Origin of the sequence: Bartonella vinsonii subsp. berkhoffii ATCC 51672 (assembly GCF_902825225.1) — a bacterium.
Lineage (GTDB): Bacteria > Pseudomonadota > Alphaproteobacteria > Rhizobiales > Rhizobiaceae > Bartonella > Bartonella berkhoffii.
Map to the genome: position 1 here is coordinate 1 of NZ_CADEAK010000020.1, position 12,839 is coordinate 12,839.

The 12,839-nt window shown below is 43.2% G+C and carries 18 protein-coding genes; 3 read left to right on the forward strand and 15 right to left on the reverse strand.

Annotation, left to right across the window (positions count from 1 at the left end; all coding sequences use genetic code 11):
• From J7R10_RS07150 to J7R10_RS07170, 5 genes are all read right to left on the reverse strand, one after another.
• Positions 1-878 (reverse strand): phage tail protein (locus tag J7R10_RS07150; RefSeq protein ID WP_026501414.1); only part of this gene is annotated, 878 nt, incomplete at its 3' end.
• On the reverse strand, positions 878-1,705 hold the full coding sequence (locus J7R10_RS07155) for a baseplate J/gp47 family protein (RefSeq protein WP_010704767.1): 828 nt from the start codon (positions 1,703-1,705) through the stop codon (positions 878-880). The genes J7R10_RS07150 and J7R10_RS07155, both read right to left, overlap by 1 nt.
• Entirely contained in the window at positions 1,702-2,043 is a 342-nt protein-coding gene (locus J7R10_RS07160) for a GPW/gp25 family protein (RefSeq protein ID WP_010704768.1), read from the reverse strand. Before J7R10_RS07160 ends, J7R10_RS07155 begins: the two co-directional genes overlap by 4 nt.
• Complete coding sequence (locus tag J7R10_RS07165; protein ID WP_010704769.1) at positions 2,040-2,729, reverse strand: phage baseplate assembly protein V; 690 nt, start codon at positions 2,727-2,729, stop codon at positions 2,040-2,042. The genes J7R10_RS07160 and J7R10_RS07165 overlap by 4 nt, the downstream gene beginning before the upstream one ends.
• Positions 2,710-3,258, reverse strand: a complete 549-nt coding sequence (locus J7R10_RS07170; RefSeq protein ID WP_208436406.1) for a hypothetical protein — start codon at positions 3,256-3,258, stop codon at positions 2,710-2,712. The genes J7R10_RS07165 and J7R10_RS07170 overlap by 20 nt, the downstream gene beginning before the upstream one ends.
• Positions 3,259-3,334: 76 nt before the next feature.
• On the opposite strand from J7R10_RS07170, the gene J7R10_RS07175 reads away from it, so the two are divergent.
• Both J7R10_RS07175 and J7R10_RS07180 read left to right on the forward strand, forming a co-directional pair.
• On the forward strand, positions 3,335-3,634 hold the full coding sequence (locus J7R10_RS07175; protein WP_015399273.1) for a BrnT family toxin: 300 nt from the start codon (positions 3,335-3,337) through the stop codon (positions 3,632-3,634).
• The gene (locus tag J7R10_RS07180) at positions 3,621-3,893 is read left to right on the forward strand and encodes a CopG family antitoxin (protein ID WP_015399272.1); all 273 of its coding nucleotides are present in this window, start codon (positions 3,621-3,623) and stop codon (positions 3,891-3,893) included. Before J7R10_RS07175 ends, J7R10_RS07180 begins: the two co-directional genes overlap by 14 nt.
• Positions 3,894-3,938: 45 nt before the next feature.
• Here J7R10_RS07180 and J7R10_RS07185 read toward each other — a convergent pair whose 3' ends face one another.
• On the reverse strand, positions 3,939-4,217 hold the full coding sequence (locus J7R10_RS07185) for a hypothetical protein (protein ID WP_010704774.1): 279 nt from the start codon (positions 4,215-4,217) through the stop codon (positions 3,939-3,941).
• Entirely contained in the window at positions 4,214-4,942 is a 729-nt protein-coding gene (locus tag J7R10_RS07190; protein ID WP_010704775.1) for a phage antirepressor Ant, read from the reverse strand. Before J7R10_RS07190 ends, J7R10_RS07185 begins: the two co-directional genes overlap by 4 nt.
• A gap of 386 nt (positions 4,943-5,328) precedes the next feature.
• Here J7R10_RS07190 and J7R10_RS07195 point away from each other — a divergent pair, with 386 nt between their 5' ends.
• Positions 5,329-6,171 carry a hypothetical protein gene (locus J7R10_RS07195; protein ID WP_010704776.1) on the forward strand — a complete coding sequence of 281 codons (843 nt, stop codon included), beginning with the start codon at positions 5,329-5,331 and terminating at the stop codon, positions 6,169-6,171.
• 27 nt (positions 6,172-6,198) lie between these two features.
• Here the strand turns inward: J7R10_RS07195 and J7R10_RS07200 are convergent, their stop codons facing one another.
• The 8 genes from J7R10_RS07200 to J7R10_RS07235 form a co-directional block, all read right to left on the reverse strand.
• A complete protein-coding gene (locus tag J7R10_RS07200; RefSeq protein ID WP_010704777.1) occupies positions 6,199-6,552 on the reverse strand; it encodes a head-tail joining protein in 354 nt (117 codons plus the stop codon).
• A gap of 1 nt (position 6,553) precedes the next feature.
• Positions 6,554-7,630, reverse strand: coding sequence for a major capsid protein (locus tag J7R10_RS07205; protein ID WP_010704778.1), 1,077 nt, complete (start codon positions 7,628-7,630; stop codon positions 6,554-6,556).
• A 12-nt stretch (positions 7,631-7,642) separates the two neighbouring features.
• Complete coding sequence (locus J7R10_RS07210; protein WP_010704779.1) at positions 7,643-8,011, reverse strand: head decoration protein; 369 nt, start codon at positions 8,009-8,011, stop codon at positions 7,643-7,645.
• The gene (locus J7R10_RS07215; protein ID WP_035000760.1) at positions 8,008-8,379 is read right to left on the reverse strand and encodes a hypothetical protein; all 372 of its coding nucleotides are present in this window, start codon (positions 8,377-8,379) and stop codon (positions 8,008-8,010) included. The genes J7R10_RS07210 and J7R10_RS07215 overlap by 4 nt, the downstream gene beginning before the upstream one ends.
• Positions 8,271-9,275, reverse strand: a complete 1,005-nt coding sequence (locus tag J7R10_RS07220; RefSeq protein ID WP_010704780.1) for a S49 family peptidase — start codon at positions 9,273-9,275, stop codon at positions 8,271-8,273. The genes J7R10_RS07215 and J7R10_RS07220 overlap by 109 nt, the downstream gene beginning before the upstream one ends.
• Complete coding sequence (locus J7R10_RS07225; RefSeq protein WP_010704781.1) at positions 9,265-10,809, reverse strand: phage portal protein; 1,545 nt, start codon at positions 10,807-10,809, stop codon at positions 9,265-9,267. Before J7R10_RS07225 ends, J7R10_RS07220 begins: the two co-directional genes overlap by 11 nt.
• Positions 10,809-11,057, reverse strand: a complete 249-nt coding sequence (locus J7R10_RS07230; RefSeq protein WP_010704782.1) for a phage head-tail joining protein — start codon at positions 11,055-11,057, stop codon at positions 10,809-10,811. Before J7R10_RS07230 ends, J7R10_RS07225 begins: the two co-directional genes overlap by 1 nt.
• Positions 11,058-11,060: 3 nt before the next feature.
• On the reverse strand, positions 11,061-12,839 hold a 1,779-nt coding region (locus J7R10_RS07235; protein WP_208436407.1), incomplete at its 5' end, for a phage terminase large subunit family protein.

The following is a 12,839-nucleotide window of genomic DNA, read 5'->3' on the forward strand; positions in this document are numbered from 1 at the left end:
CCCCTCGGGGAGGGCTGATAGTGATTACCTGAATGGTGATAAACACCATCCAAAACCTGTTCGACAGGCGCTACAGCATAGCATCTTCGAAAGCCAATTACGGCATTTTGGCTGTCTCTTAACACGAGATAAAGCGTGCGGCCATGAAACCACTCTGCCATCAAAATATCGCGTTCATGTTTTTTGACCGAACACCACGGAAAATTTGCCATGTCCCATGGATAATCAATCTGTTCCCAGCTTAATTCTTCATCCCCATCATCGATCCAATTGCCAATAAGCCTGCCTTCTTCTTTGTGAAGAAGATGGGTGATTTCTGTGGTGCGACCAAAGGAAAACAAAGTGCCCCCAGCTGTTATGCACACACCGCTTTCATATTCCAGAAGACTGTCATCAAGGCGTGACATATTGCCTTCCATGGCTTGCACATCATAGCCATTGACACCACGGCGAAAATCAGAGCGCAAGCTTTTGGAAAATCTCACGATGGCTTCAATGGCTTCGAGCTGTGTTCGTTCAGGCAATTGGTCAAAGTAAAGTTGAAAGGAATTCCACCATGCACGCCCCGTCCAGGCGGGTTGAAAGCGTGCTGTCATTTGAAGCCATTCAAGCCCTCTATCAATGGCGGCAAGAGAACCACGCAAACGCTGCCATTCAAGCCCTTGATCAATCAAATCATAAAGGTTTGGGACATAAGGTGTAAGTTCTCCAAGCCCATATTCTTCAATCAACCACGGCAAGAAGCGGGGAGGGCGGGTGATAAGCTTGCTGCGCGAAATCCCCAAAACAGAACCATTCACATCTTGATGAAAATCACATGCCTCAGCAAGGCGTTTTTCAAATTCTGTTGCATTGCTTGGGAGTAGGAAGGCAACCATTAGCGGGCACGACCTTTGAAGTTTAAGGTGACTTTACCAAGTGCTAAAACTTCTTCATCACAAACTGCACTGTCTTGTGTTGGTGTAATGGCAGTCACTTTCTGGACACCAACAATCATTAGTTTTGAAATCCACCACGAGAGGCTTAATTCACGACCAATGGCTTGTTCTTTTCTCCATGCAGCTCTTAGATTTGCTTCCATTGTCGTGAGAATTTTCAAAGATGTTTCCGGTAACAGCCAAACATCTGCTTCTAAATCCACCACTTTTTTGACAGCAGCGTGCACAATGATTGTATCATTGGTCATGATGATATTTTTTCTGTGAAGGGCTTGTGAGACTGTTTGTATGAGATCTTCAGATGCTGTTCCTTCTTCATTGTTGCCAAAAAGAGCAACATAGATAGTTGGATCTTTGCCTTTACGATAAATAATCGCATCCTTAACACGGTTATCTGCGGACAGAGCTATAAGCTTGTAATAGGGTTCTGTTCCACTTCCTTTGCCACCACGCGCATGAAGTTGAATACGTTCACGATACCTCTCATCACTTTCACCTTCCATGCGGGCAATTCCATGCCAATTTCCTAAAGCATCAAGGGATTCACCGGTTGCAAAATCAAGAATATTGTTGCGTGCGGCTTCGTTAATACGCTGCCTTAAAAGCAATTCTCGATAGCTAAAAGCTTCAATAACTTTGACTGCCGGATCACTTTCAAGAATGGGATAATTTGGCAAAAGCTCTTTTAAATGGGCAAGAGCAGCAGCCCGTATTTCCTCAAAAGAAATTTCTGTAATGATTTCTGGTTTTGCAAGCGCTCCATTCATTGTATCAATAGTCCTTCCATGGTGATGGGCTTACCTGAAGGCAAATAAATGCCTTCAAAGGACAAGGAAACTTTTCCAGCTTCAACCATTTTAAAATCAATTGTTTTCAGTTTAAAACGCGGTTCCCACTTGTCTAAAGCCTCGGCAATGGCGGCATAAAGGGTAACAGCAAAAGCCTCATTCACTGGTGCATCAATGAGTTCAGCAACGCGTGAACCATAGTCACGACGCATCACCCGTGTACCAATGAGTGTTGATAAAATATCAAGGATTGATTGGCGCAAATGTGCAATGCCAGTCAAGGGCTTTCCTGTGCTACGGTCCATTCCTGTATTCAATTGGGACCTCCTGTCATGGAGCCACCAGGAACAACACCGCCGTGAACATGTGTTGCTCCTATATTGGTGCCGTTATGCCTTAATCCACTTGAATGAATGGAAACATGATTACCGGAATGAAGAGAGAGACTCTCATCCGAATGAAGTGAAATACCACCACCAGCCTGCAAAGAAATGTTGCCCTTTGCATTGAAATTGATATCGCTTTGTGAAACAATTTTTATGCCTTCTGGTGCGGTAAGCTCTAGCTTGCCACCATCACCTTTAAGAGACACGCCATCAGAAATTGTGAAGATAAACTTTCCGCCTGATTTAATATGAATGCTATAGCTGTTTTGTTCATCATCATATTCAAGCGTTGTTCCATCAGGGTATATCGTTCGGTGAATGCTGCCTTTATCGGCGGCTTGATGGGCATCTGTATGAATGGAGCCAACAATCACCCCTTGTGATAAATCCCCCGATGATGAAACAACCACCACTTGCTCTCCAACATCACGCCCTTCATAGGAGCGTGTTTTACCGGCGCGGGCTTGGGTGTCTGGAATCCAGTCACTGACAAGGTTGCCACTTTTTACCCGATAGCGTGCGTTTTTATGGTCGACATGGCTAATTTTGCCCACCATAACCATATTTGCTACACGTCTTTTTAAATCAGTGATTTCTTTATCGCGCCGCTCTAACATGAGCCCCCTCGATTTTATGATATTTGTCTTTGTTTCTCACGCCTGTTTCGGGTTCAACCCTTAAGAAAGGTTCAACAAATCCTGCTGTTACACTGCCTTCTTCTGTATCAGGGGAGGGGATATTGGTTACATAAATGACCTCAAAGGTTAAAATTGCCCCATGGAGTGCTTGAGCACCATTATCACCAAAGGCAAAAGCAATATTTTGCAGGTGGCATGTTTCAACGGTGTTGTTGAGATTGGGATTAGCATAGAAATTTTTTTCAACCTCCCATGCTAATTGGTCAACAAAACGCGCTCCATCTTCACATGTCGCATAACATTCAACATCCACCGTTAAGACACGCCGCCTTACTCCATAATCATAGCCATCTTCAATCGTTTCACTTTGTGTTGAGATATTAATGGCCGGCATTTTCTCAATGGAAAAGTTGAAATCACGCATATTGAAAACATTGTCACCAGCAGCCGTCTTTGCTGCTTTGATCAACGCAACAAAACTTTCCCTGATCGTCTCTCTCGGATGCATAAAAGCTCCTGTTTAAACAGATTGATTTTTAATCATTTTTATTGTATTTGTGGATACATTTTGATATACATACGTTATGATAACGAATATAAAAGTTCATGGCATAAATTGGGATGACGGTAATTGGCCCAAATGTGCCAAACATGGAGTTTCTAAAAAAGAAATTGAATATTTATTCACCAATTCTGGAAATCTCGTCATAAAGCATGACCCCAATGTTAAAGAAGAGCGTTTCAGAGCCATTGGAAGAACCTATAATGAACGATATATTTTTTTAGTTTTTACCTTAAGAACAATAAAGGATGAGCTGTTTGTGCGTCCTATTAGCGCTCGTTATATGCACCAAAAGGAGATTGATTTTTATGAAAACCTCTAAATTAAAACAAATGCCTGTTTTCAAGACGGATGAAGAAGCAGAAAACTTTGTTGATACTGCGGATCTCACTGATTATGACTTAACTGGTTTTAAACCCGTTCATTTTGAATTCTTACCTAAAGAAGCCTCTATGAATATTCGCTTGCCTCAAGCGCTTATGAAGGCTTTAAAAGAAAAAGCTAGAAATCAAGCTATCCCTTATACACGCTATGTGAGGCATCTCATTGAACGAGATTTACGAAAAAGCCATCGGAATTAACCACCTCCCCACTTTAAGAACGGGGAGGGGAGATCTGTTTTTAACTTAAGCAACCTTTTTAATGGGGTGTTCTAAATTTGGTTCGTAAGCTTTCAAAAAAGAATCCATGCTATGCGGTAATTCTGAATCGCCAAAATCTGTTAAAACTGTTAAGATTTTAAGTATACTTGGCATCTCATCTCGAAGCTTTAAGATCAAAGCTTTTTCTACTACACTCATAGTGTCAACCAGAGCAGTACAATCTTTATCGCTCATACTTTCATGTCTAGAAAATTGAGATAATGCCATCCACAAATCGCATAAGAAATCGACACTGCACTTCATTGTACACCCCCAAAGATTTGTTCTCTCAAACAAGCCAATCCTCTGGATGTGATTTTTGTTGAAGGCAGCACCTTTTCTGACCCATCCGGTCTTTGGATGGTAATAGCAGGACAATCCATGAATCCTTTCTTGATCTTATCCTGATAGGGCAACAATGGAGCTCCTGGAGCCCGTCGATAGACCCAATCATGTTTACGCAAGTAATCGGTTAAATCTTTTGGTCGTACTTCAAGCATCTTTGCAGCTTCAATCAACCCAAACAGACCATCAGAGCGTTTCAAGCCTTCAAGTGCTTTTGCTTTTGGCTCTAACTCAGAAATAACATGATCTTTCTGCTCGATTTGATTTTGTAAGTGATTCAAGACACCTAGCAATGCTTCGGGTTTAGAGTAGTCAATTTGCGGTGTCACTACTTGTTTCAAAAGCCGTTCACATTTGATAAAGTATTGACGTGCTTCATGTCCTTTATCATTACGCTCGATCATTGAAAGGTGTTTAGCCATGTCTAATGTAATGTGGTATTCTTTTATTTTTCCACCCCGGTAAAAATTTACCGCAGTTATAAAGTTTATATTTTCCTGAAATTTACATTCTTTAATGCGATTTTTAATCCAATTTCTAAATTCAGACTTTATTTCCAAAAACGCATGCAAATCACGAGCATTGACGGTTTGAACAGTTTCCTGATCAATAACCTGTTCTCTAATTTCTATAAGTGTGTTCATAATGAATTCCTTGTTGATAGATGTTTCTTAATGACACTTTAAAAAAGTGCCGGGTGCTAAGAAACACGGCAACAAGCCCGTCGTTATGCTTTCCCCCGGAAAGGTATTTTATGGCATAACCACACCCGACAAGACCAGTATACGCTATACGCATATAATGAGTCAAAGCCTTTACAATGTGCGGAAGACTGATTATTTCGGCAACCAATCCGCTTGTTGTTTTAAGGTGTTTCTTAGGCACCTGATTCGATTATTCATAATCCTATCATAATGTCAAGCAGTAATATCACTTTTTTCTAAAAATGATAAACGCATCTTTACTTTATTTGTCGACTCACTTCAAATCTATCAGCTTTATTTTTTATTTATAGCGGAGGGGGGAAATAATGCTCGATACGCTTGACACAATTGCGATGATTGTATGGTTGTTATCTTTACCAATTATTATTACTGGAATCGTTTTTGTATGTATAAAAAAATGGCGGAAAAACGGACTGAAAACTCTTGGTATTGGAGCTTTATTATTTATCGGCTCTGCAATAGTAGGGGCTTCTGTACACAAAGACAGATCAGAACAAGTTGCACACAATAACGAAATTGTTATCTCCTCCTCGACTTCATCAATAGATGTTGCTACTCAAAACGAAAGCGTGACTCAGGTACCAGCTGAGAATACCGATAAGCAAGTTATCTCCATTGAAGACAATAAATCAGATGAAAATGATGGGTTAGGTTTTTGGGGATGGGGGTTGTTAATAATCCTCACTTTTTCTGCAGGTTCCGCTTTATATAATTATTGTCTATACAGACGCAAAAAACATTTTGAACAACAAGTTGCGATGTTACAACCAGATATCCCTCCCTTTAATTTTTCCGAAGCATGTGAAATGTTTCAAGAACTTGATGCAAGTGAATATGATTATCGTCTAGCACCTAATGAAAAATTGTTGGGAGTTCAAGAATATGCTAATTTTGTTGGTAAACGTAGAGTAAATAAAATAGAACAAATGGTAGTTGTAGCACGTGGGCGTCTTTTGGTAACCGATCAAGCTATTGTGTTTGAAAGCTCTGAAAAGAATGAACGAACTACTTGGACGCGAATTGCATCAGTAGACATCACATATGAGGGATGTCGGGTTAATCGCCGCTCTGGTATACCATGGAACTACAAATTCACCGCTACTCCCCAATTTGCTGCAGTGGTTAGGGCTCTTGGGCAGCCTTATTGATTTTTAAACACACCAAATAAAGATGCTTCATTGTTTTAGCTCCCGCAAGATAAGCTTATACATACCGGATTCAGAGGCTTGGACATCAGTGACAGTGAAGTGTTCCTGAGTGGTGTCTTCAGTGTTTTCAGGAGCCATTACAACAACGCTGTCTTCAGGCTTTGGAGGTAAGCCTCCAATGTCATTGATGCAGAGATCAAGTTCCTTTCTTGCAATTGTGGTAGGGATTCTACCACCGGCGTCCGATTCCGAATGTTTGATGCCGTAAATCGCTGTAATCCGAAAAGATTGCTGGTTGTCCTTTCGCCTGTAGATGACGGGCTGCCCAAAGGTATTGCGCACATCTTTGACCATTTTGTTTAGCAGCCCGTGCCATCGCATGTTATTTCGCTCCAATGACTGCTTTGAACAGCATTTCAGGGCGTGTGCAAATGTAAAGCGGATAGCTGTACACTTCAGGTTTCACCCATGCATTACGGTCGTGGTCGACGATGAGCATCGTGTAGAGAGGTTTTCCAACCGTGTTGGCAAAATCCAAGCTTTCGCCAGGGGCAAAGGTTTTCTGAAATACACCAGGCGCATCAACAGGAAAGAATTGACATTCATCAGGCTTAATTCCTATGGCGCGCTTTGTCCCAGCTTTTGCACTCACATTATAGTTGTGAATGCTTCGATAATTGATAAAGGTCACCCCCGCAAAGTCAAAACTCCTAAAGCTCCCCGAGCCAAGAGCACTTGGTGTTGCAACACCTCTTGCGCTATTGAGGGTCTGTGCTAAGGCTGTGTTTAAATAGGTTTCACGAATTGTTTTATGGTTTTTCAACTTGGAAAAGAATTCATTTCCACAAAGCCCAATAATCCGTGAACGATCAGAAAACGCTCCTTTTGAAGCTTCAATCATTCGCATAATGACCCGATCAACATTGTCGGCAACATTGGTTGTTTCATTCTCCAGTTTAAAGTCAATCGGCTTTGGTGGTGTGATTTCCCATTCTTTGTACCAATCGACAATCACCGAACCATCAGCATCAAGGACAACACCTTGAACAGCGCCAAGCTGCATGTTTTCCCATGTCAATTCGATTTCAGAAATCAGTTTCTTTTGTTTTCTGGCAATATATTTCATTGCTGTCTCTAACTGATCTTCTGTGCCAAATTCACGCCGATTTTGGATTTCTTCTGATTTCACGGTATCACTTTTGGCAATCCGTGTTGTTTTAAAAAACCGAAGGTTACGACCCTCTCTATCGCCTTCTGCTAAAGGTGCCCCGCGTTCACTGGTTTGAATAAGCGAAAATGTATTGTCACGCCGTTCAATCCCCACCACTGTGGTGCTGGTTTCAACTTCCTCAAAAAGATTGAGAGAACTCACAAGACCCGGTTGAAACTCATAGTTTTCAATGGCTTTCATCATTGTAATGCTTGAGAAAGCATCATGTTTAAAAAAATTCATATCCATGTGCGCATTCTCCTATCGCAACAGAATGTTGTTTTTGTCTTCGAAAGACTGAATGGCCGCGTTCTTTTGCTCATCTGTGATGGCATCTGGCCATAGCAGTTCAGAAGCTTTTACAGTGCATAAGCGTGCTGTAATCACGGCGCGTTGATCTGCTTCTGTTGCGTCAATAGTGGCAAAAGAAATCCCTGCCGGTGTTTGGCTGCCATCTGTTGCTGCTGGATTAAGGGGGATATATTTTTCCGTTGCGGTTATCTTTCCCATGACAGTTCCCGCTTCAATGAATGCTCCTGATGCAAACACCACTTGTTCGTTTGACATATCGGGGTCGTAGGGTCCAAGATAAGCGCCATTGCGTACGTCGTCATAAATAATATTCGTCATTTCACTGCCCTCCAAGCTGCTTCCCATTTTGCGTGAATCTTTGCCTTGCTTGTCCCATCACTATGAGGGGTATAAGGCGAGACTTTTAAAGACGCGCTCTGAGAGCTAGCAGCCGCCAACACACACTGGCGTGCTTTCTCGAGACTCATACCGTTTTGAATAGCTTTTGCTGCGTCAAAAGAAACGCCTAATTGCTTTGCTTGCTTTTCAAGGTTGGTCAGTGCTTTTGCGCGCTTTCTTTCTTTTTCAAGAGCAGCTTTTATGTTTTCCTGCTTGTTTTCATTGTCTTCATCCTCCTCTTCTTCATCGAGGATGTCGACAATCCTTTCATCGTCTTCTTGTTCGGCGCGGTATTTTGTGCGTGCCATGTGTTTTGTCCTTCTTTTGCTGTTGATGTTGGGTTTTGTGATATGGAATCCGTTAAGGCTTCCAAAGCTTGCGCAAGGGTGCCCTGCGCATCTGCTAATCCAAGCGTGAGAGCTTGGGTGCCTATAAAATTTTCTGCTTTTGTGTCACGAATTGCATCAGCATTTAAGCGTCTATTTTGCGCCACCCAATCGACAAACATGTCGTAGAGCAGGGCGCAATCTGCTTGCATTTTTATCTGTGCTGTCTCGTTCAAGGGTTCGTGAGGGTTGCCATGAACCTTGTGATCACCTTCAAAAATAAAGGTCCATTTATGCCCGTGTTTTTCATCTGCGCGTGACTGATCAAGATGGGCGCAAACAACCCCAATCGAGCCTACAACCCCTGTACGAGCTACCCATATTTGAGAAGCAGAGCAGGCAATGGCATAAGCTGCAGAACAGGCAAACTCATTGGCATGCGCCCAAATGGGCTTGTCGTATTGTTTTGAAAGTGTCTGGAATTCTTCAACCAAATCAAACACACCGCCGGCTTCTCCACCGCCGCTGTCAATATCAAGTAAAACAGCGCAAACATCAGGTTGTGCAATGGCTTCACGAAAAGAAGCCCTTAAACCCTCATAAGAAGTTAGACCCGATAAAGCCCCAAGCCATGCACCGCGGCGCACAAGCGTGCCATGAACTGGTAGGATAGCAATATTGTTTTGCACCACATAAGTTTCAGGGGGTCTTAAAGCTTCCGTATCCTCTTGCACAAAAGCTCTAGGGGGAAACTTTTCTCCCTCAAAAAGACGCGGCGCAAGAGCATTCAAAATGATATCAAGCTTTGTCGATGCAAGCATATGAGGAACACCAAAAAGCCGTGATGCCAAAAACGGCATGTCGAGATTATTCACCATTTGCATGTGCCTCGCTGCCTTGGTTGCTTTCATAAGTCTCAGAAGGGGCTGAAACTGCGGTATCAATCGTTTGATTTTCACCAGAGGGCGCTGCCATATCGGTGTCAAAAGATAAACCGCGCACACGCGCGTCTGTGTGCTCTTCTTGCAGTTCGGCATGAATGCTGTCGATATCAAAGCCGCGCTCGGCAAGTGCCATGCGTCGTGTTTTCAAGCCTGCACGGATTTCTTCTTTTTCCGCCGAGATATCCTTGTTTGGATCAATCATTTCAAGCGGGGGCGCAAAGCTTTCACATTGAAGCCATGGCAAGGGGTTTTCCTCCCAGCCTGGCAAATTGACGCATCCAGCAAGCACGGAAATTTCCACAAAGCGCTCCCAAATAATGCGGTTGAATTGAAAGGCAATGATATGTTCGCGCCATTGTTTAACATGACGTCTAAACTGAATGATGGAGGTGCGCACATTGGAAAAATTCCCCCGCGTAACATCCCCTGTCACAACGGCATAAGGCATATTGAGAGCCGAGCAAATTTTCAAGATATTGCGAAATTGAAAAGCCTCATAAGAGCCACCAACCTCAACAGGATTTGAGAATGTAACTTCTTTATTCTCTCCTAAATAAAGAGATGCACCGGGCGCAATGACAGGTGCTTTGTATTCTTCTTCAACGTTGTTTTTATCACGATTATCGGATAATTTTTCGACGTTTGGTGAATTGTCCTTGACAAACGCCGCGAAAAGAGCCGCCGTCCTTTTTCTATCGAGTTCTGCGTCGTCATAGGATTCGAGTTGAAAGATCTTTGTCATACAGCGCGTTATTTTGGGAGAACCGCGCAATTGTCCGGCAATACGGCGCTCTTTGATATGAAGGACCATTTCAGCGGGGACACGTATGCGTTCTTGACTCTCAAAGACTATCCTTGCAGAACAATCATCATAGGGGTGATGTTTCCAAAAATGATAAGCAACGCGCTTACCACTGGCATTAAATTCAATTCCCATACGAATGTAATTACCTTCAATCTCAGCCGGTCCATTGTAGGAAAGGTCCAACATTTCCGTGGGATAAACTTGTAATTGAAGCGGTACACCAGAGCGTCCGTAGAGATCAACATAATGCAATCTTACAAAGCACTCTCCGGTTAAAAAGACCTCTCGTGCAATGGTTGCTTGCAGCCCATAAAAGCTGGTATCTTCATCATAATCGGCTTCATCAACCCATTGCCACCATAAGTCTAAAAGCTTTTTCTTTTCTTCTTGAAACCCTTCAATGCGAGGATAGGGTTTAATCCCATCACTTATAGCCGCAGAGACCCATTCCTCCGTTGCAGAACCATAAAGAGCTTCATTGTCATAAAGCCATCTTGAACGGGCAACAATGGTATCACCGCATTCCTCAATGGCTTTATTAATATGTTTTTTTGCGGGGTCAAAACCACCCATACGGCGGCTTTTGCTTGCCGCTTCAAAATGGGGATTGTGTTGACGAGAAATTGTAAAAAAGCCCGTGAGTTTATTGATAAAGCCAGCCATTAATAGCCTCGTGATATATTAAAATAGAAAACGCGTGAACGCTTGCGTCCTTCAAGGTCCGCTATTTGTGTGTTCAGCATCTCAAGCGCTCTGCGCAGTTCCTCAACAGAGCGGTTGCTGACTTGCTTATCGCCATGGCGCACCGATTGTGCTCCCGAATAAAGAGCCTCTTCAATTTGTTCACGCCGCCTTTTTAAACTTTCCAGTCTCGAAAATTTGCTGTTAAATTGTCTTAAAGTTTCATCCACAAATTACCTCCAATCCCCTTGCATATAAGGATTCATCACCGTTCTGGATTGTTTCCTTTGAGGTTGTGCTATCTGAGATCTTCTTGGAGCAGGAGAGGGCACATGTTCTGATGTTGGCTGCTCTAAAGAAGCGTCAGCTTTAAGTTTTTCCAAACGCTCTTCTAAGATATCGACTTCTCGATTAAGGTTTATTCCTGCCGAAATCAAACCTTGTAAAGCAGCATAAGCATAGACCCTACAATCCAAAGCCTCGTTTCTTGCCTTTTCGCTTTTTTGCCATTCAATGCGCTTGAAGCCTTTAAAATATTTGATGACTTTTCTTTCAGCGGTTAGCTGATCAAAATATTCCCGATCAAGGCTTTTATGAAAGTGTGTTGCACCAGCCCCTGATGCTTCAGGACCGGATTTTTTAAATCGTGCTGTGATGATATCTTTTGCCGCATCAACACCAACAATATAGAGATTAATCTGCCCCTTATTGTTTCTGCTTGGACGGCGCGGCCATACCGCACGCCATCCCGCTTGCCCCTTAATCCCCCAGATGCGCCGTCCTTCACGAGGGCGCACATAATTGTAAACAGCCTGTGTGTGTCCACCACCGGTATCAATACAAGCAGCCGTTATCCTGATGCCGTCTTTGTAACCAGAGTGCGGCCAGCGTCTTGTAAGATATTCATCCAGCTGGTCCCACACTTCAAAAGAAGAGGGATCACCAGGGATGACCTGATAATCAATATGCCAGCTTTCTTCACTGCGTCCCCATCCCACTACTTCAAGCTCTAAGCGGTCGTTTTGTACATCGATGCCGGCTGTCAACAACACGGCTTGTTCTGGTGCGATGGGATAATCTTCGCGTTTTGCATAAAGACTATCGGTATCGATGACTTCGCCTGTTCTGTCTTCCCATGGCTCTCCAAGCACTGTATTAATAAAAACCTGCAAAAGAGCAGGGTCTTCTTTGGCTCTTAAAAATTCGCGCGCACAATCGCCCCAAGTCAGCCATGGCGAATAAAGCGCTGAAATATGGTAAGAACGCAGACGAGGCTTACTTGGCTCCTGTGTTGCGATCCAGCAAGCACCGTTTTCTTCCGCCATTAAGGTAGCCTTGCGATGTTCAGCATGTTCATGACCACAATGCGCACAAACAAAAACAGCTTTTTCTGGAGCGCCTTTTTGCCACTTGATTTGCGACCAAACAATGGCCTGTAGCGTACCACACGCATCACAAGGAACATTGTAATATCTCTGATCACCAAGCATAAAATCCTTGGCTATACGGCTTGTGTCACGGTGTGTCGGCGTGGACAATTTAAAAATTTTACGTTGAATAAAAGCAGAGGTTCGCTTTTCAGCAATTGTTACAGGATCGCCTTCATTATCGACATTCAATGGATAAGCATCGACTTCATCCAAAACCAAATAGCGAATAGGAGAAGAACGTAAACCAGCAGCACTATTTGCTCCGGTAATCATCAACGTTCCCCCATAAAATTCCTTTGAAAACATTGTATTTCCACTGTCGCGTGCACGAGCAGGGGCAATGCGTTCACTTAAAGCAGGGCTCGCTGAAATCATCGGATCAAGACGAGACTTTGATAGTTTCTTAGCGGTCTCAACTGTTGGCATCACATAAAGTGCCGGTCCTGGACTATGATGAATAGCATAACCACAAAAATTCAACGCTGCTTCCGACATTCCAACCTGAGCCCCCTTCATCACAACCGTTGTTTCAGTCGGATCATAAACAGAAAGATTATCCATGATTTCGCGCAAATAAGGGGT

Excerpts from the sequence above, each read along its gene's own strand:
- J7R10_RS07205 (WP_010704778.1), bottom strand. The coding sequence starts at position 7,630 with ATGGATATGAATTTTTTTAAACATGATGCTTTCTCAAGCATTACAATG.
- J7R10_RS07210 (WP_010704779.1), bottom strand. The coding sequence starts at position 8,011 with ATGACGAATATTATTTATGACGACGTACGCAATGGCGCTTATCTTGGA.
- J7R10_RS07185 (WP_010704774.1), bottom strand. The coding sequence starts at position 4,217 with ATGAAGTGCAGTGTCGATTTCTTATGCGATTTGTGGATGGCATTATCT.
- J7R10_RS07190 (WP_010704775.1), bottom strand. The coding sequence starts at position 4,942 with ATGAACACACTTATAGAAATTAGAGAACAGGTTATTGATCAGGAAACT.
- J7R10_RS07175 (WP_015399273.1), top strand. The coding sequence starts at position 3,335 with ATGATAACGAATATAAAAGTTCATGGCATAAATTGGGATGACGGTAAT.
- J7R10_RS07200 (WP_010704777.1), bottom strand. The coding sequence starts at position 6,552 with ATGCGATGGCACGGGCTGCTAAACAAAATGGTCAAAGATGTGCGCAAT.
- J7R10_RS07220 (WP_010704780.1), bottom strand. The coding sequence starts at position 9,275 with ATGGTGAATAATCTCGACATGCCGTTTTTGGCATCACGGCTTTTTGGT.
- J7R10_RS07165 (WP_010704769.1), bottom strand. The coding sequence starts at position 2,729 with ATGTTAGAGCGGCGCGATAAAGAAATCACTGATTTAAAAAGACGTGTA.
- J7R10_RS07195 (WP_010704776.1), top strand. The coding sequence starts at position 5,329 with ATGCTCGATACGCTTGACACAATTGCGATGATTGTATGGTTGTTATCT.
- J7R10_RS07180 (WP_015399272.1), top strand. The coding sequence starts at position 3,621 with ATGAAAACCTCTAAATTAAAACAAATGCCTGTTTTCAAGACGGATGAA.
- J7R10_RS07170 (WP_208436406.1), bottom strand. The coding sequence starts at position 3,258 with ATGCATCCGAGAGAGACGATCAGGGAAAGTTTTGTTGCGTTGATCAAA.
- J7R10_RS07155 (WP_010704767.1), bottom strand. The coding sequence starts at position 1,705 with ATGAATGGAGCGCTTGCAAAACCAGAAATCATTACAGAAATTTCTTTT.
- J7R10_RS07215 (WP_035000760.1), bottom strand. The coding sequence starts at position 8,379 with ATGGCACGCACAAAATACCGCGCCGAACAAGAAGACGATGAAAGGATT.
- J7R10_RS07225 (WP_010704781.1), bottom strand. The coding sequence starts at position 10,809 with ATGGCTGGCTTTATCAATAAACTCACGGGCTTTTTTACAATTTCTCGT.